Origin of the sequence: Novosphingobium sp. YAF33, assembly GCF_052113265.1 — a bacterium.
Classification (GTDB): domain Bacteria; phylum Pseudomonadota; class Alphaproteobacteria; order Sphingomonadales; family Sphingomonadaceae; genus Novosphingobium.
Genome location: NZ_JBFRCW010000023.1, coordinates 22,119 through 39,034, shown reverse-complemented (window position 1 = coordinate 39,034; position 16,916 = coordinate 22,119). Strand labels below are relative to the sequence as shown.

Below are 16,916 nucleotides of genomic sequence, written 5' to 3'. Positions count from 1 at the left end.
GAGGTGCGCCTGATCGAAAGATCATTTGGCATTGGCCCCTCGGCCATGACCGAGGCCATGGACATGCTCAATCAGCATTTCGCCGATGTTGCCTGATCCCAAAAAAGGCGCGGTGTCGTTCGGCGGTCCCAAATGTTTGCAACAGAGCCTATGAGGCGAAGCGGGCGTGGTGATACCCCCTGGAAGCCTCGAAGCACCGGAGTTGCGCGCGGAAGTTGGCTAGAGGCCTTGGAGGTCTCTCAGAAATGCTCTGGCTGCAGCGAATTGCCGCACTTTACCGCCTAAAACTGCTACTCAGTCGGGATGGTACAAACGAACATTTCCAGAGTCCCTAGCACGTCCGGCCAAAATTGGAGCGAGGACGAGCGCGTTGCCGCGCTGGACCGCTATGACATTCTCGATACGCCGACCGAGCCGGTCTTCGACGACATCGCCCGTTTGGCCTCCGAGGCGCTTGGGGCGCCGATCGCCGTGGTCAACCTCATCGCGGCCGCGCGGCAGTGGTTCAAAGCCGAAATCGGCATCGGCGCGCGCGAACTCCCCCTGGAAGTCTCGATCTGCGCACATGCGCTGCTCGAGGAGGACATGATGGTGATCCCCGACACACGGCTCGATCCGCGTGTCGACTGCAATCCCCTGGTGACGGCCGAAGGTGGACTTCGCTTCTATGCCGGGGCGCTTCTCAAGACACCCGACGGTCTACCCATCGGCACGCTCTGCGTTCTTGATCGCCAGCCTCGCCCGAACGGCATCACGCCCTTCCAGCGGCTCACCCTCGAAGTGCTGGCGCGCCAGGTCATGACGCAGCTGGAATTGCGCAGGTCGCTCAGCCAGCAGCAGGAAACGCTCGCGCAGCTCGCTGCGAGCGAGGAGCGGACCCGCCTTGCCCTCGACGCAGGCGAACTCGGCGCCTGGGAATCGACCCCGGCGCTGCGTTCGCTCAAGTGGGACGCAGGCACCCGGGAATTGCTTGGCCACGAACCCGACGAAGCGCTCGACTATGAAACCTCGTTTCTCGCGCGGGTCCATGCTGAGGACCGCGAGCGAGTTGCCACCAGCATCGCCGAGGCGCTCGCCCCTGGGGGTGCTGGTACGGTCAGCGTCGAATATCGCACGGTCAATCCTCGTGATGGCCGTGAGCGGTGGATTCACGCCATGGGCGCGCTTGCCGTAGGTTCGGGCGGTGAACAGAAGTTCGTCGGCACGGTGCGAGACATTACCGCGGAAAAGGATGCCGAAATGCATCGGCGGCTCCTGGCCGGCGAGCTCCAGCACCGGGTCAAGAATACGCTCGCCGTAGTGAATGCCATCGTCCAACAATCGCTCCGCAGCGCGCTCTCGATGGAGGAAGCGAGTACCGCGATCGGGCAGCGCCTCCAGACCCTGGGCGCCGCTTACGAGTTGCTTACCCGTACCGATTGGACCGTGGCGCCGATCGCCGCTGTCGCCGAAGGAACAACGGCGCTTCATGGCGCTCGCGCCGGCGCGATCCGGATTGCGGGGCCTGACCTTCTTCTATCGGCACGGCCTCGCTGGCTCTGTCCATGTCCCTCCACGAGCTGTCCACCAATGCGGTGAAATATGGCGCCCTGTCGGTGCCAGGCGGGCAGGTCGACCTTACCTGGACCATCGAGGCGGAAGAGGGAAAGTCATTCCTCACGATCTGTTGGAAGGAGCGAGGCGGACCAACCGTATGCGCGCCCGAGCGAGGCGGGTTCGGGACCCGCTTGATGGCCAGCCTTGCCAGCGATCTCGGCGGCAAGGGAATCATCGACTATCAGCCGACCGGTGTCGTCTGGCGGCTTCGGGCTGATCTGGCACGGATCACCGAACCCGCTTGAGTGGGACCCATGGCCGCTCCGGCTCGGTAAAATGTCACGGGTGGAAAAACTTGGATGTGCTGTCCGCTGGGGATTCACATTGCGCGCGCGCGTGATAGATTCATCTTATGTTCCAGCAACCCGACCTCTTCGCCTCCGTCGATCCGGTCAGGCAGCCGCCGTCCGACGACCTGAATTTGCCTGCCCTCATCGAGCGCATCGCCGATGTTTCGCGGCGGCCGCGCTATGCCTTCATGGTGCTCAACCTGATCGCCAAGGCGGCGGGGCGGAACAGCGGCAGTGCAGGTCCTTACGTCCAGGTGAACGGCGAGCGCATTCCTTTGCGCGATTGGCTCTGCGACTCTCTCGTGCCCATTGCGCAGCGCGATGCGCGCCGCCTCGCCATCGTCGACGAGGTACGGTCGGGCCTTGAGGCGCAGAAGGCACTGCCTGACGATCCGCAGGAGGCGGCCCGTGTGGTCCAGGAGGAGGTGAAAGTGCGCATCCGGCGTTCGGGCCGTTGCAATGTCAGCCGCGCTGTTTCGGACCTCGTAAGAGCCGGCCTTGTGCGCAGGCATTACCAGGGCTTTCGCGTCGATCATCATAATCGCGGTGCGCAGCGCGAAGCGGTTTACACGATCACAGATGCGGCTGCGCGCGCGTTGCGCGCCTGAGCAGGAGGGCAGGGCAGGAAAATCGTTCTGTTCGGCGTGACATATCATTTTAATTGCTAATTTGCACATGATATGTCATGCACTTTCCATGCCTCGCGCCTCTCGAGCCTCTAGCGGTCTGCCGCCCCAAAGCCAGCGTGCCATTCGCCAGTTGGGCGAAGACTTGCGCACCGCACGCAAGCGGCGACGCATCCCGCAGAAACTGATGGCCGAACGTATGCTGGTGTCGGTGCAGACGCTGCAGCGTCTCGAAGCGGGCGATCCGACCGTAGGCCTCGCAGCGCTGGCGAGCGCTCTCTTCGTGCTGGGTATGACGGCTCGCCTGGAATCGCTCGTCGCCCCTGAAACCGACAGGGTCGGGACCAGCGAGGAAATCGGCCGCCTGCCGCACAGCATCCACACGCCGCGGCGCGACGATCCGCTGGATTTCTAAGCCATGGCCGACATCGAAACCTTCGTTTTCGTCTATCTGGACGGCGTTGCCGTCCCCGCGGGCCTTTTGCGCCTCCACAGCGAGCCGCGTGCCAGCTACGCGACCTTCGCATACGGCAATCGCTATCTCGAGCGGCCCGACCGTGTCGCGATCGATCCTGTGACCCTGCCGCTGCCGCCGGCCGGCACGCGCCAGGAATTCCGGACCGAAGAAGGCTTTGCCGTCTTCAATGGGATCCGCGACGCCGCGCCCGACGGGTGGGGTCAGTATCTCATGTACAAGGCGATGGGCGAGCGAACGCCAAGCGAGGCGGATCTCCTGCTCGCGTCTGGCGACCACCGCGTCGGCGCGCTGGCGTTCGGTCCCACGCTAGAGGCGCCAAGGCGCTTGGCGCCGTGGGGCGAAGCCGACGCGCCCGGCGAACAGTTCACCCTGGCAGAACTGGCCGCCGCCGCCGAAGAAGCGCAGGAGGTCGACCAGCTCAGCGAAAATCTGCGCCCCCTCCTGACCGCCGGCTCGTCGCTGGGCGGCGCGCGTCCCAAGGCGGCGACGACGATCGAGGGCCAATCCTGGATCGCCAAGTTTCCAGCACGCAACGACACCTTTCCCGAGTGCCGGGTCGAGCTAGCCACCATGCGGCTCGCCGCTGAATGCGGGCTCGACGTTCCGTCGCTTCGCTTCGAGCAACTGCTCGGCCGCGACATCTATCTGATCGAACGTTTCGACCGCAGGCTGGACGGCAACCGGATGCTGCGCGCCTCCTTCGCATCGGGGCTTACGATGCTGGGCGCGCATGAGAGCGAGGTCAGCCGCTATGCCTATGCCGATCTCGGTGCGACGCTGCGCCAGCACGGCACCGCGGTCCGGCGGGATCTCGAGGAACTGTTCAGGCGCATGGTCTTCAACATCCTCGTCACCAATGACGACGATCACCTGCGCAATCATGGTTTCCTGTGGGACGGGAAGGGGTGGCGGCTGTCGCCGCTCTATGACGTCGTACCCAAGCCGCAGGTGGGCCTGGATCGCCGGCTCGTGCTGGGCGTGGGGGCCGAGGGTCGCCAGGCCAGCCTCGCCAACGCGCTCTCGCAGGTCGCGCAGTTCGACCTGGGAGACGAGGATGCGCGCGCGATCGTTATCGCTATGGCCGATAGGGTTCATGCGCGGTGGCGTGCCTGTTTCGAAGAGGCAGGGGTCAACGTCGCCGACCAGGGCCGTTTTGCTACCTGCTTTCGCCTGGCGGACCCCGAACATCGCGCAATCGCCTGACAGGCGAGCAATTTTACGCCGAAGGGCGTCACAGGGCCGCGGCGCTCCTGAGGGATTTCAGGCAGCGCGCGCTTCGGCCGACGCGGTGGAGGAAGCAGCGGCGGAAGAGGGCACTGCCTTGGTCATGCCAGCCGCCGCGGCGATGAGCCCCTCCCGCATCGCCTTGCCTGGCTTGAAATGCACGGATCGTTTGGCCGGGACCGGCACGGCCGCGCCGCTGCGTGGATTTCGCCCGGTGCGAGCCGCGTGCAGCCGCGTCGAAAAGGCACCGAACCCGCGCAGCTCGACACGCCCGCCAGCGGCTAGCTGGTCGACGATCGCCTCGAAGAAGAGATCGACGATCTTTTCAATCTCCTGCGCGGAGAGTTCCGGGTTTTCCTTGGCCAGGAGGGCCACGAGTTCAGATCGCACCATGGCTGAAGCCTGCTTCACTGGTTTGTCACTGCATTACAAGATAAGCCATTCGCGCGCTCATCTCCATATTTTATGTTGATGCCGTAATGATTTAGTTCGTACGGTCGTTGAGTGTCGGGCTGGCAACTCACCGCGGCACGATCTGAAGGTCCGGACTGAGCTGCCCCCGCATGGCCCGGATCCTGTCGGTCGCATCGTCCGCAGACATGCCGAGCGTCATCAGGGCCTGGGCGCCGAGCCCAAGCCCCGCAGCATAGTTTTCGGGAAAGACATGTGCCGCGCCCGCCTGCGCCAGCTCACCCAGATGCGCATCGTCGCGAAGGCTGGCGATCACCTGGATCCCGGGGTTCAGGCGCTTGGCTTCGCGAATGATGCGCACCGACCGGTGCCAATTGTTGACAAGCACGATGATGGCCGCGGCGCGATCGACGCCGGCTGCCTTGAGTATTCCCGCTCGGCTGGCGTCGCCGAAAACCGCATTATGACCGTCCTGTTGGGCGCGGCGAAGGCGCTCCACGTTTCGCTCGATCGCCAGATATGGAATGTCGCTCGCCTCGAGTGTGAGCGCGACCAGACGGCCCACGGGGCCGCAGCCGGCCAGCACGACATGGCCCTTGAGCTCCTGAGATGTTGTGCGAACGGCTGTTTCGATCTCCGCGCCGCGCGGATCCCGGCTTCGCAGGATGAGATCTCCGGCCCGGTCGCTCCACTGCGCCAGGATCGGTCCGACGAGCATGCTCGCGGCGATCGCGCCCAGGACGGGCTGGCCGATCGCGGGCGACAGAAGGGCGCTATCGAGCGACCTGCCCACGATGAGTAGCCCAAGCTCACCCGAATGCGCCAGAAGCAAGCCGGTCTTGACCGCGCTGCTTGCCGGAAGGCCCGAGAGACGGGTGACCCCAAAGACGACCAGGAACTTGACGACGAGGATCGCGGTCAGAACGAGAAAGGTGACAGCCGGCTGGGCCAGGATCTGCGACCAGTCGACCGACATGCCGATCGTCACGAAGAAGACGCCCAGCAGCAGATCGCGAAATGGCCGAATTTCCTCTTCGAGCTGGTGCCTGAAGTCACTCTCGCCGACCATCATCCCGACCACGAAGGCGCCGATAGGAAGCGACAGTCCGATCTTTTCGGCTGCGAGCGACGCGCCCACCACAAGCGTCAGCACGGCCAGCAGGAAAGTTTCGTCCGGGCCGGATCTCGCGACCCACCCGAGCAGACGGCCAAGAGTCCGCCGTGCGAGAAGAGCCACGCCCGCCAATGCCACGAAGCTGACACCCATGCGCAGCAGCACCTTTTCCATCTCGACCTCGCTTGCCGCGGCTGGAAGAGCAGCAATGAGCGACAGCAGGATCAGAGCGACCAGGTCCTCAAACAGGACTATGCCGGTCGCAGCCACGCCGTGGCGGCTCGATACCGCGTCGGTGTCGACGAGATGCTTTTGGATGATGGCGGTCGATGACATGGCGATGGCGCCGCCCAGGAGGGCTGCCGGCAGAAGCGGCAATCCAACGAGAAAATGGCTCGCAGCTCCCGCCAGCACTGTTGCGCCTGCCACGGTTCCGAACCCGAGCCCGATCATGGCGCCCCCGCTGGACAGCAGTCGAGGCACGGAAAATTCAAGGCCAATCACGAACATGAGGAGAGCGATGCCGAGCTCGCCGAAAAAATGGGTGCCCTCGCTGTCGGTTACTGCGCCTATGCCATGGGGGCCCAGGAGCAGGCCGGCGGCGAGATAGCCCAACACCGGCGACAGACGCAGCCTCGCCAGGATGGCCACTGCCACAAATGCAGCCGCGATCAGGAGGAATGTCTGAGCAAGCTGTTCTTCCATGAATTCAAGAGCCTTATCCAGTCGCTAGTTGGATTTGGGCGTGATGTAGGATGGAAGAAGGAGATGTCACCCGCCCACGCAGGCCATCGGCCCCGAAGATGAAGCATCGAACGAGCTGATGCGTTATACATCAAAACTCCCATTTTAAACTGATAAATGAGGTGATACATAGGCGGAAGGGTATAAGTTCCCGGGGTAGCCTCGGGTCGCGCTATGGGACGGCAGCTTCGCAACGGGCTGCCGTTTCCGCCTGCGGCCCTTCCTCGCATGATAGCTTGCCCGGTGTATGCTGAGGGAATGGCTCGCCTCTGCTTGATCGACTTTGCGCCCTCATGACTCCTCGAAAAGTTGCTGCCGCGTCGCTGCGCGAAGCACCTGCGGATCAACCGGTGGCCAGTCGGGCCTGCTCCCGGGCAAGAAGACTGGGCGCATGGCCGGGCCGCCCGAAGAGGTAGCCCTGGACCTGGTCGCACCCTTCCGCCACCAGCAGGTCGACGTGCCCACTGGTCTCCACCCCTTCGGCGAGCACAGGGACGCCAAGGCTGTGGCCCAGCGCGAGCACCGCCCTGATGATTGCTCTGGCCTGCGGCCGCTCTTCGGAGCCGATGACGAATGATTTGTCGATCTTGATCTTGTCGAAGGGGAACGAGTTGAGCGTGTCGAGCGAGGAATAGCCGGTGCCGAAATCGTCGATGGCAATGGCGATCCCCATCGCCTTGAGTTTACGCAGAATATGCAAGGCGCGCGGCTTGTCGGCGATGATCGCGGTTTCGGTGATCTCCAATTCGAGAAGCCTTGGCGCGAGACCGGTTTCCAAGAGGAGCTGGGCCACGCTTTCGGCTAAGTTCGCCTGAGTCAGCTGCACGGCAGAGAGGTTGATAGCCACGGTCAATCCGTCGCCCCAGCGAGCCGCCTCCTCGCACGCTTGGCGCATCACCCACTCGCCCAGTGCCAGGATCTCGCCTGTCTCTTCGGCAACAGGAATGAAGATATCTGGAGGAATTGGTCCGCGCTTGGGATGTGTCCAGCGCAGCAGAGCTTCATAGCCAGTTACCCCGTCGTCCTTGAGTGAACGCTGCGGCTGGTAGAGGACCCGCATCTCTCCGCGCGCGGCGGCGCCCCGAAGGTCGGCCGCGAGTTGCCGGCGTTCGCGCGCCTGCTCGTCCATGCCCTTCTCGTAATAGCAGATCCGCTCGCCCACCGTCCCTTTTGCCCGGTACATGGCCAGATCGGCATGATTGCACAGCTGCTCGCGATCCTGGCTGTCAGCCGGATAGGTTGCGATGCCAAGGCTCGCATGGACGCTCAGATCGTGCGCATTGCCGGCATTGATCGCCGCCAGCCCCATGCTCAGGCGCGTCACGAAGTCGGCAAGCTCATGGTCTTCGCGGTAAAGAATTGCCGCGGCGAATTCGTCGCCACCCAGCCGGGCGACATGTTCATTCTCGCGAACCGCTTCCTTGAGCGCTGCGGCGACCATCTTCAATGCTTCGTCACCGGCTGAATGGCCGCGGCTGTCGTTGATATCCTTGAAATTGTCGAGGTCGACAACGACCAATCCCAGGCGTGAACCGGCCCGCGCCGCAACGTCGAGATCGCGGTCGACGACATCGTTGAACCTGCGCCGGTTGGGCAGGCCGGTCAGGCCGTCATGCAGCGCCAGGTGCCGGATTCGTTCTTCCGAACGGCGCTGCTGGGTAATATCGTCAAAGGTGCTCACCCATCCGCCGTCGGGAAGCGCGCGGGAACGTACGCTCACCACGACGCCGGGATATTCCGAGATTGCAGGCGCGTCACTTAAAGCACTCAGTGCCTGGGCGAGGTTACGCTAGATTTCTGCTGCGCGCTGCTCGACCTCGGCAACGGGAAGATGGTTGGCAATACCGGTGCGGATCACTTGTCCCACCGTCATGTCGCATTGGAGCGCATCGCGCCCAAGCCCGTACAGATCCAGGAAACGCTGGTTCCAGAGCAAAAGCCGACCGTCGCCGTCGTATAGGCACAGGCCCTGGTGCATATTCTCAAGAGCCAGGTCGAGTTGGGCCTTCATGCCCTGGACGCGAAGCTGATTCTCGCGTTCCTGTCGGCGCAATTTGATGCCCGTCCGCCGGCTCGTGATCGCCGCCGCCGCGGTCAGAGCGATCGTGCAGGAGACCGCGAGAAATATCCAGAGCGACATGACGCGGGGAGACATCATGCTGAGGGGTGAGAAATCGCCTCGCGACGGGATCAGCGTGATCGCGGTCATGCCGGTAAAGTGAAGCAGGACGACGGCGGCGGTGATCAGACCTGCGGCCGCCGCGCCTTGGGCGAGCGATCTGCCGCGCAGCGCAAGGGGCAGCGCCCAGACTAGCGGGACGATTGCAAACACGGCCGAGGCCGCGACATAATCGGCCTTCCAACGAATGAGCGCAGGCATTTCGAGCGCCGCCATGCCAAGATAGTGCATGGCCGTGACGCCGCCGCCCATAACCGAAGCGGCAAGAAGCGCGCCGAGCCGGTGCGGCGCGCGTGTCGCAATGAAGAGGCCCGCTGTCGTGCCTACCAGCACGACCAGGAGCGAGACCACGGTCTGTTGGACATGATAGCCCATGACGATGCCGGGATCGTAGCCCAGCATCGCGATGAAGTGCGTGGCCCAGATGCCAAGACCGGCAGTCAGCCCCGCCATCGTCAGCCACAAGCTGCGCGAGCCCGTGTCTGTCCAGGCCGCCTGCCGACACAGGCGAACGGTTGCTGCCGCCGTCAGGAGACAGACTATAGCCGCGAGGATGACCAATGGCGCGTCATGTTGATCGCGCAGGCAAAAGAGAAAAGGGAACATCGCCAATCGAAACCGGAGGAATTTGAACCTTCTCCATTTCACAAAGTGATTAACGGAGTTCGGCCCTTTGCGACAAAATGCGTAAAATCTGAACGACACGCGCGAAAGGCTTTCCGCCGGCAGTGCGGTCGCTCATCCTCATTGCTCTCGCGGACGAGTCCGCGCTCGGAGGCGGACATGCGCATCGCGATCTTTGGCACGCGGAAGTACGACCGGCAGTTCCTGACCCAGGCGAACGTGGCCTATGGGTTCGATCTCGATTTCCTTGACGTTGCCCTGTCGCCCACATCGGCGCGGCTCGCGCGCGGTTTTGACGTCGCCTGCATCTTCGTGAACGATATCGCCAACCGGCAGGTGCTCGAGGTGTTGGCCGAAGGCGGGGTGGGTCTCGTCGCGTTGCGCTGCGCAGGCTATAACAATGTCGATCTCGTGGCGGCCGAGACGCTCGGTCTCGCCGTCGTGCGCGTGCCGGCCTACTCGCCGCACGCGGTTTCCGAATTCACGATCGGTCTCCTGCTGGCGCTCGATCGCAAGATCCACCGCGCATGGTCCCGGGTTCGTGAGAACAATTTCGCGCTCGATGGCCTTGTCGGCCGTAACCTGCACGGACGTGTCGCGGGCGTCGTGGGAACGGGACAGATTGGCGGGCTTGTCGCTCGAGCCTTGCGGGCTGGCTTCGGGTGTGAGGTCCTGGCCTGCGATCCTGTCGTTGACGAAGCGCTCGTCGCAATCGGCGTGCGCTATGTCGAGCGCGAGGACCTGCTTCGCGAAGCGGATATTATCACCTTGCACTGCCCGCTCACGCCCGAGACCCGCCATCTGATCGATGGCCGCGTCCTGGCGGCAGCGCGGCCCGATCTGGTTCTGGTCAATACCAGTCGCGGCGCGCTTATCGACAGCGCCGCGCTGATAGAGGCGCTCAAGGCGCGCCGGCTGGGCGGTGTTTCGCTCGATGTCTATGAGCAAGAGGCGGGCATCTTCTTCGACGATCTTTCCAGCGAGATCATCGACGACGACATCCTCCAGCGCCTGCTGACKTTTCCCAATGTCCTGATGACGGGCCACCAGGCCTTCCTCACCGAAGAAGCTTTGACAGCCATCGCTGAGACCACCTTGGAAAGCATCCGCGCCTATTCCGCCGGCGAGCCGCTGTGCCACCAGTTGCGCTATCAAGCCACTCGGCCGGGGGCTGGATAAGCGTGCGACGGCTCATTGTGTCCGGGATCCCTCCGTCCACTTATGTCCGATAAATGGGATTCTCGGACATAGGATTTACGCCGAGAGGGGGCTCTGTTAGGCTGATCGCGATGGCACGCGATCTGCTTCCATTATCGACCAATCTTCCCGCCGATCTTCTCGCGGAAATTGGGGGTGCGCGCGAAACGCTGGCTGCTGCCAAGGCCAGCTCGACCCAAAAAGCGTATGCCAGCGACTGGGAACGCTTCTGCGCATTCTGCGACGCGCGCAACGTCGAGGCATTGCCCGCCCACCCCGACATCGTCGCGCTTTTTGCCCATGTCGAGGCCGAAGCTGGTATTGCGCCGGTCACGATCGGACGCCGCGTCGCGGCGATCAATCATCACCATAAAGAGGCCGGCTTCGCTGCACCCACGGCGCGCGACGCCGCCGGCATCGTTGCCCAGATGATGGCGGGCGTTCGCCGACGCTATGCGCGCAAGAAGCTCCAGAAGGCGCCGGCGGAGGCTGATGTCCTCAAGGCCATGCTCGCTACGATAAAGGGCAATGGTTTGCGAGCCGTTCGGGACCGCGCGATCCTGGCGATCGGCATGGCCGGAGCCTTCCGGCGTTCTGAGCTGGCCGCGATGCAGCTGGGCGATCTCGTCTTCACCGCCAAGGGCGTTCGCATCACCATCCCGAAATCGAAGCGCGATCAGGAAGCACTCGGACAAGTTGTCGCCATCCCCGAGGGCCGGGTGATACAGCCGATCCGGCTCTTGAAGGCCTGGATGTCTGCCGCCGCCCTCGACGGCGCTGATAGGAAGGCCGGCGAGGCGCAGCAGGCGCCTCTTTTTCGGCGGCTGACCCGCTCGGACGGGCTTACCGATCAACCGATGACCGACAAGACGGTCGCGCGGCTCGTCAAGGCCTGCGCGACTGCGGCAAGCCTCGATCCTGCCCTCTACTCAGGCCATTCGCTTCGCGCGGGGTTTCTCACAGAGGCAGCATCCCAGCGTGCCAATCTCTTCAAGATGAAGGACCACAGCCGGCACAAGTCGCTCGATACGGTCGCGGATTATGTGCGCGACGCTGCGATGTTCGACGACCACGCGGGCGACAAGTTTCTGTAAATGCTGCTGTTCACCGATCTTCTGGAAAAAGCCGGGCTTGACCCGGCCGATGTTCGCCTCCTGCGGCACCAGACCAAGGCGCCTACGGGGCGCACGCCTTATGGCCTGTGGCGCGACGACCGACCGGCCTTCGAGGATTATCAGAGCGTCCAGACCGCCGGAAATCGGGCCAGCCTGGCCGCGCCGATCTGAGCGAGCGTTCTGACGGTCGGGACGCTGCACCCATTTGCGCGCGCCCGCGCCCCATTCAATCCAGAGCCGGCCGATATAGGGCTCCAGATGCGAGGTGAGCGCCGTGCGGTATTGGTCGAGCGTATCGGCGGTCAAGGTGATGCCGGCGACGACCTGGTGGAGCGGGTCCAGCCAGTCTGGAGGCGCGGCGCCGATATGCTCCGCCGTGTAGATCCCGGCAAACAACGAGCCTCCTGTCGGCGGCGCGACAAGCCGATATCGTTGAGCATGGCGAGCGCTGAACCCCACCATCGGGTCTGCCGCATCCGGATGGGAACCTGCGGCGCTGGTTTTGCGTCATTAGGATATTCAAAACGCTTTGAAGTGATTTTATACTGGTTAAGCGAGGCAGAGCCTGGCCGCGTCGCGACAGCTGCGGGCCCTGAACACAGGACCCACGCAGAGTGACCGGCGGCAAGGTTCGCCCGCCAAACAGGTAATTGCGTGAAGAGCCATGACAGACATTGCACTCAAGAACGCCGTTATTCCGGCGCCGGCCGGTGAGGATGGACTGAACCGGTATCTGGCGGAGATCAGGAAATTCCCGATCCTCTCGCCCGAAGACGAATATATGCTTGCCAAACGCTTCAAGGAGCATGGCGATCCGGAAGCGGCGGCCAAGCTCGTGACCAGCCACCTTCGCCTGGTTGCGAAGGCGGCGATGCGCTACCGCGGCTACGGTCTGCCTGTTGCCGACCTCATTTCGGAAGGCAATGTCGGCCTGATCCAGGGGGTCCGACGATTCGACCCTGATCGCGGTTTTCGTCTTGCGACTTATGCGCTGTGGTGGATCAAGGCCTCGATCCAGGAATTCATCCTGCGCAGCTGGAGCATGGTCAAGCTCGGCACGACGGCCGCGCAAAAGCGCCTGTTCTTCAATCTCCGCCGGATCAAGAACTCCCTCCAGGCCTATGACGACACCGATCTGAAACCTGATCAGGTCCGCCAGATCGCCGACACGCTCGGGGTCTCGGAAACCGAAGTCACCAGCATGAACCGGCGGATGATGCAGGGCGGCGACGCCTCGCTCAACGTGCCGCTCGGGGAAACGGGCGAGGATCAGTGGCAGGACCTGCTGACCGACGACAGTCCGCTCCAGGACGAGGCGCTTGCCGGCGCGCAGGAGCGCCAGCGCCGCCAGAACATGCTGTTCGAGGCGCTCGGCACGCTTTCCGACCGCGAGCGGGATATCCTGGTCCAGCGTCGTCTGATCGATGAACCCAAAACGCTCGAGGATCTGAGCCTCGTCTATAAAGTGAGCCGTGAGCGCGTCCGCCAGATCGAGGTTCGCGCCTTCGAAAAGCTCAGCCGCGCCATGCACCGGATCGATGATGGGCAGCGCATCGCGAAACTGGGCGGACGCAGGGAGAACCAGGCACGCGAAGGCCATTGACCGGGGGCAGGTGCACAGAGGGTGCCACCCGCCTCACCTCCCCTCTCGGGCGCTTTGCCTGCCTCCGCCGCTAGTAGCGGGCCGATATCTCGATGCCCCAGGTGCGGGGCTCGGCCGGAATGAACGTCGGGTAGCCGAACGAGCCGCCGACATTCCCGGCGTCGAGCAGGTAGCGCCTGTCGGTAAGGTTGCGCACGAACCCGGCAATCTCGAGGCGGTCGCTCCACAGGCGCGCTCCCGCCCGAGCGTTGATCAGCGTCACTGCGGACTGGCTGATGGCCTCGCTATTGGGCAGTTCGAAATAGAGCTTGGAGCGGTAGGTGACGTTCGGCCCGGCAAAGAGGTTGACGACCGGCATAGTCTCTTGCGGTTTGTCCCGACCCCACGGCGGCAGCAACGAAGGGTTTGATGAAAAAGTTGAGACCGCTCAGGAGAAACAGCCCGGCCAGGGTGTGGTTGAGCTGGCCCTTGCCGGTGCGAAAGGCCGTATGGCTGCACAGGAGAAAGCCGAGGGCCAAGGGCAGCTGGAAGGCCAGCTCATAAATGAGATCGTCTCGCGTCCCGCCCCAGATCGCAATGCGCGTGATCAGGCCCAGCACGGCAAGAGTGGCGATCGCTGTCCAGGCTGGGCGCTTGCGATGAAAGATGCTGAGCGCGGCCGCCATGGCGAGGAAACCGCCCAACAGCGCCATGTAGCTCGCCAGCATGAAGGGCGCGGGATAATCGGTCAGCCGGATCGCGATCTCGCTGATCGGCGTCACCATGCCCAAAAGGTAGCTGACCCCGAACGCGATGACCGGACGTTGTCCCCGACTGATGCGGGCGATCAGGAAATAGCTGAGCGCAAAGAGGCCTGCACCACCGCATTGACGATCAGCAGAACCACTTCCCCATTCATACCCACACGAACCCTTTGCCTTGCGGCAAGGGTAAGCGAGTCTGGTTAACATTATCCTGATCCCGCAGTGTTCGGCCTACGTGCGCAGCTCCCGTTTTCGCGGGAGAGCGATGGGTGATCGCCAGGGACTAAATCCGCAGGTTCAGTGAGCCCAAATTTCTTCAGGCCTCTGTTTCGTTTCCTTTTTTTATCTCTTGAATCTGCGTTTCCCGAAATTACGTCTGGGGTGCCGGACGCCGTTCGGGTCCGGTTGGACATAGAGAGCGTCGGCTCTACTGTACCGATGCTTCTCATGCCCAAATTGCTCAACCGGAGGATTTGGAAATGAGAACCAATTTTGACTTTGCGCCCTATCGGCGCTCCACCGTCGGCTTCGACCGACTCTTCGATCTGCTCGAGACGGGCATGCGGGGCGATGGCTCCGATGGCTATCCACCGTTCGACATTCTGCGGAACGGCGAGGACAGCTATCAGATCACGCTCGCCTTGGCGGGTTTCCGTCCCGAGGACGTCGAGGTCGTGGCCCAGCAGAACCAGCTCACCGTCACGGGCAAGCGCGCCGATGAGGACGGCAAGAGCGAGTATCTGCACCGCGGCATTGCCGCGCGGGCCTTCGAACGCCGCTTCCAGCTCGCCGATCATATCGAAGTCGGCGAAGCTTCCTTCGACAATGGTCTTCTGACCATTGCCCTCAAGCGCGTCGTGCCCGAGGCGATGAAGCCCCGGCGTATCGCGATCGGCGGGTCGTCCCCCGAGCCCGCGCAGATCGAGACGCAGCACCAGGAAGCCAAGGCGGCCTGATCTCGCGCTCCAAGCGGTTCTGCCGGCGTCGTTCCTTCGGGAACGGCGGCCGGCAGGCCATACCCCACAATCCAGCCTCAAAAGGAGATGATCATCATGTCTCTTCGTGATCTCATTCCCTGGAGCCGGCAGGAAAACCGGCTACCCGCGGTCGTAGGCGCCGAGCCGGAGCGGGATCGGACCCCCCATCCGCTCATGTCGCTTCACCGCGATGTGAATCGCCTGTTCGACGATCTGTGGCGGGGCCTGCCGTCGTCGCTCACGGCCTTTGGCCATGTCATCGACTATCCGCGTATCGAACTCAGCGAAACCGACAAGGACATCCGCGTCACGGCCGAACTGCCCGGCCTGGACGAGTCGCAGGTCGATCTCTCGATCGCGGACGGCGTCCTCGCCTTGAAGGGCGAGAAGAAGTCCGAGCTCGAGGACAAGGATCGCGGCTATTCGGAACGCAGCTATGGCCGGTTCGAACGGCGGATTCACCTGCCCAAGGGCGTGGAATCCGACAAGGCGCAGGCCAGCTTCAGCAACGGCGTGTTGACCGTCACCATCCCGCGCAAGGAGGGAGACGTCGACAGCGTCCGGCGCATTCCGATCAACAAGAACTGACCAGGAAGAGAGGGCGGCCCGATCGGGCCGCCCTCATCTTGGAGGATAGGATGGCAACGCAACCCAGTCTGACCAGTCCGCTACCCGCCGCCCCCGGGGTGCGGTCGACTCCCAAAGGGGCAAACGACAATGAAGATGCGATCACCATGCAGCCGACATGGCAGCGCTATACGAGCGCGCTGCCGCCTGATGCGCAGGCGATCATCGAGCCCGATCCCTATGCCGACCACCCCGGACGCGCGCGGCGGGGTCGCTGGCGCTTACGTTTAAGAGAGCGGTTCGCGCCCTCGCCCGATCCGCTGACGGGATGGACCGGGGCAGGAGATCCACTCTCTTCCCTGATGCTCGAATTTGCCACGCGCGAGGCTGCGGAGGCCTATTGCCATGGGCGCGGGCTAAGCTTCGTCACCCATGACAAGCCCCGCCGGCGCCCCGTCCAGCCCGCCCTTCAGGCCTTCCAGCTTAGTGCCCTGGCGCCGCTTTGCTGCTGGCCCACGGGGCCGCATGCCCGGTGTTGCGGAAACTATCCAGTGCTTGCAGATCCCGGCGCCATGCAAGGCAACCGCACCACAGCCGATCCGCGTCATGACGCGGGCCTGTCATGAAGCGTAGGGGGCTTTTTATCGGCGCCCTCGGCTGTGCCTTGCTGGCTGTCCTCCTGCTCGGCTGGGGGTTCTCATGGGGCGGGGCAGCGCGGGATATCCCTCCCGTTTCCGCAGCCGAGCCTGTGCCGATCAGCCGGCTCACCGTCGCTCCGCTGGTCAAGCGCATCTCGCCGGCAGTGGTGAACATCGCGGTGGCCTACCCCTCCCCCTATGCGCAAAATCCCCTGCTTCGCGATCCTTATTTCCGCCGTCATTTCGGGGTCCCGGACGTGGCGCTCGAGCCGCGCCTGTCCGCCGGCTCGGGGGTCATCGTCGATGCCGCACGCGGGCTGGTTCTGACCAACGCCCATGTCGTCAAGGACGGCCTCGTGATCGTCGTCATGCTCCAGGACCAGCGCAAGCTGGAAGCCCGGCTGGTCGGCGTCAGTCCCGACGCGGACATCGCGGTTTTGCAGATTCCGGCTCGGAACCTGAAAGCCGCGCCGCTTGCCAGTGCCGATACCGCCGAGGTCGGCGACTACGTCGTCGCAGTCGGCAATCCCTTCGGCCTCGGGCAAACCGTCACGGCAGGGATCGTCAGTGCGCTGGGCCGCGGCCTGACGCCGCAAAGCCCGGTCGGCCTCATCCAGACCGATGCACCGATCAATCCAGGCAATTCCGGAGGGCCGCTCATCAACATGCGCGGGGAGGTGATCGGCATCAACACGGCGATCCTGGCGCCGTTCGAGGGCAATGTCGGCATCGGTTTCGCGGTTCCCGCCTCGGTGGTCCGGGACGTCCTGCGGCAAGCGCGCTCCTGATC

At 63.6% G+C, this 16,916-nt stretch carries 16 protein-coding genes and 3 pseudogenes; 14 read left to right on the top strand and 5 right to left on the bottom strand.

Annotation, left to right across the window (positions count from 1 at the left end; all coding sequences use genetic code 11):
- From AB4Z00_RS25275 to AB4Z00_RS25250, 6 genes and pseudogenes are all read left to right on the top strand, one after another.
- Window positions 1-96, top strand: a pseudogene (locus AB4Z00_RS25275) (IS6 family transposase); the annotation flags it as partial.
- A gap of 207 nt (window positions 97-303) precedes the next feature.
- A complete protein-coding gene (locus AB4Z00_RS25270) occupies window positions 304-1,578 on the top strand; it encodes an HWE histidine kinase domain-containing protein (protein WP_442047709.1) in 1,275 nt (424 codons plus the stop codon).
- Window positions 1,545-1,841, top strand: a complete 297-nt coding sequence (locus AB4Z00_RS25265; protein WP_442047708.1) for a hypothetical protein — start codon at window positions 1,545-1,547, stop codon at window positions 1,839-1,841. Before AB4Z00_RS25270 ends, AB4Z00_RS25265 begins: the two co-directional genes overlap by 34 nt.
- 107 nt (window positions 1,842-1,948) lie before the next feature.
- Window positions 1,949-2,494, top strand: coding sequence for a hypothetical protein (locus AB4Z00_RS25260; protein WP_442047707.1), 546 nt, complete (start codon window positions 1,949-1,951; stop codon window positions 2,492-2,494).
- Between the two features lie 151 nt (window positions 2,495-2,645).
- Entirely contained in the window at window positions 2,646-2,927 is a 282-nt protein-coding gene (locus tag AB4Z00_RS25255; protein WP_008829886.1) for a helix-turn-helix domain-containing protein, read from the top strand.
- A 3-nt stretch (window positions 2,928-2,930) separates the two neighbouring features.
- Window positions 2,931-4,193 carry a type II toxin-antitoxin system HipA family toxin gene (locus AB4Z00_RS25250; protein ID WP_313325845.1) on the top strand — a complete coding sequence of 421 codons (1,263 nt, stop codon included), beginning with the start codon at window positions 2,931-2,933 and terminating at the stop codon, window positions 4,191-4,193.
- A gap of 144 nt (window positions 4,194-4,337) precedes the next feature.
- Here AB4Z00_RS25250 and AB4Z00_RS25245 read toward each other — a convergent pair.
- The 3 genes and pseudogenes from AB4Z00_RS25245 to AB4Z00_RS25235 form a co-directional block, all read right to left on the bottom strand.
- Window positions 4,338-4,607 (bottom strand): annotated as a pseudogene (locus AB4Z00_RS25245) (HU family DNA-binding protein); the annotation flags it as partial.
- Between the two features lie 127 nt (window positions 4,608-4,734).
- A complete protein-coding gene (locus tag AB4Z00_RS25240) occupies window positions 4,735-6,444 on the bottom strand; it encodes a cation:proton antiporter domain-containing protein (RefSeq protein WP_442047706.1) in 1,710 nt (569 codons plus the stop codon).
- Window positions 6,445-6,826: 382 nt separating this feature from the next.
- Window positions 6,827-9,115, bottom strand: a pseudogene (locus tag AB4Z00_RS25235) (bifunctional diguanylate cyclase/phosphodiesterase).
- 330 nt (window positions 9,116-9,445) lie between these two features.
- On the opposite strand from AB4Z00_RS25235, the gene AB4Z00_RS25230 reads away from it, so the two are divergent.
- The 4 genes from AB4Z00_RS25230 (at window position 9,446) to rpoH (ending at window position 13,201) form a co-directional block, all read left to right on the top strand.
- The gene (locus AB4Z00_RS25230) at window positions 9,446-10,465 is read left to right on the top strand and encodes a 2-hydroxyacid dehydrogenase (protein WP_442047705.1); all 1,020 of its coding nucleotides are present in this window, start codon (window positions 9,446-9,448) and stop codon (window positions 10,463-10,465) included.
- Between the two features lie 110 nt (window positions 10,466-10,575).
- Complete coding sequence (locus AB4Z00_RS25225) at window positions 10,576-11,577, top strand: site-specific integrase (RefSeq protein WP_442047704.1); 1,002 nt, start codon at window positions 10,576-10,578, stop codon at window positions 11,575-11,577.
- A complete protein-coding gene (locus AB4Z00_RS25220; RefSeq protein WP_442047703.1) occupies window positions 11,578-11,769 on the top strand; it encodes a hypothetical protein in 192 nt (63 codons plus the stop codon). It abuts the gene before it with no gap.
- Between the two features lie 493 nt (window positions 11,770-12,262).
- On the top strand, window positions 12,263-13,201 hold the full coding sequence (rpoH, locus tag AB4Z00_RS25215; protein ID WP_442047702.1) for an RNA polymerase sigma factor RpoH: 939 nt from the start codon (window positions 12,263-12,265) through the stop codon (window positions 13,199-13,201).
- A gap of 70 nt (window positions 13,202-13,271) precedes the next feature.
- On the opposite strand, the gene AB4Z00_RS25210 is transcribed toward rpoH, so the two are convergent.
- A complete protein-coding gene (locus tag AB4Z00_RS25210; RefSeq protein WP_442047701.1) occupies window positions 13,272-13,559 on the bottom strand; it encodes a hypothetical protein in 288 nt (95 codons plus the stop codon).
- On the bottom strand, window positions 13,486-14,151 hold the full coding sequence (locus AB4Z00_RS25205) for a hypothetical protein (protein ID WP_442047700.1): 666 nt from the start codon (window positions 14,149-14,151) through the stop codon (window positions 13,486-13,488). Before AB4Z00_RS25205 ends, AB4Z00_RS25210 begins: the two co-directional genes overlap by 74 nt.
- Window positions 14,152-14,423: 272 nt before the next feature.
- On the opposite strand from AB4Z00_RS25205, the gene AB4Z00_RS25200 reads away from it, so the two are divergent.
- From AB4Z00_RS25200 to AB4Z00_RS25185, 4 genes are all read left to right on the top strand, one after another.
- A complete protein-coding gene (locus AB4Z00_RS25200; protein WP_442047699.1) occupies window positions 14,424-14,900 on the top strand; it encodes an Hsp20 family protein in 477 nt (158 codons plus the stop codon).
- A 96-nt stretch (window positions 14,901-14,996) separates the two neighbouring features.
- Window positions 14,997-15,509: an Hsp20/alpha crystallin family protein gene (locus AB4Z00_RS25195; RefSeq protein ID WP_442047698.1), complete on the top strand. Its 513-nt coding sequence runs from the start codon at window positions 14,997-14,999 to the stop codon at window positions 15,507-15,509.
- A 50-nt stretch (window positions 15,510-15,559) separates the two neighbouring features.
- Window positions 15,560-16,114 (top strand): NADH dehydrogenase ubiquinone Fe-S protein 4, encoded by a 555-nt coding sequence (locus tag AB4Z00_RS25190; protein ID WP_442047697.1) that lies wholly within the window; start codon window positions 15,560-15,562, stop codon window positions 16,112-16,114.
- A 38-nt stretch (window positions 16,115-16,152) separates the two neighbouring features.
- A complete protein-coding gene (locus AB4Z00_RS25185; protein ID WP_327195140.1) occupies window positions 16,153-16,914 on the top strand; it encodes a trypsin-like peptidase domain-containing protein in 762 nt (253 codons plus the stop codon).
- Window positions 16,915-16,916: the final 2 nt, after the last annotated feature.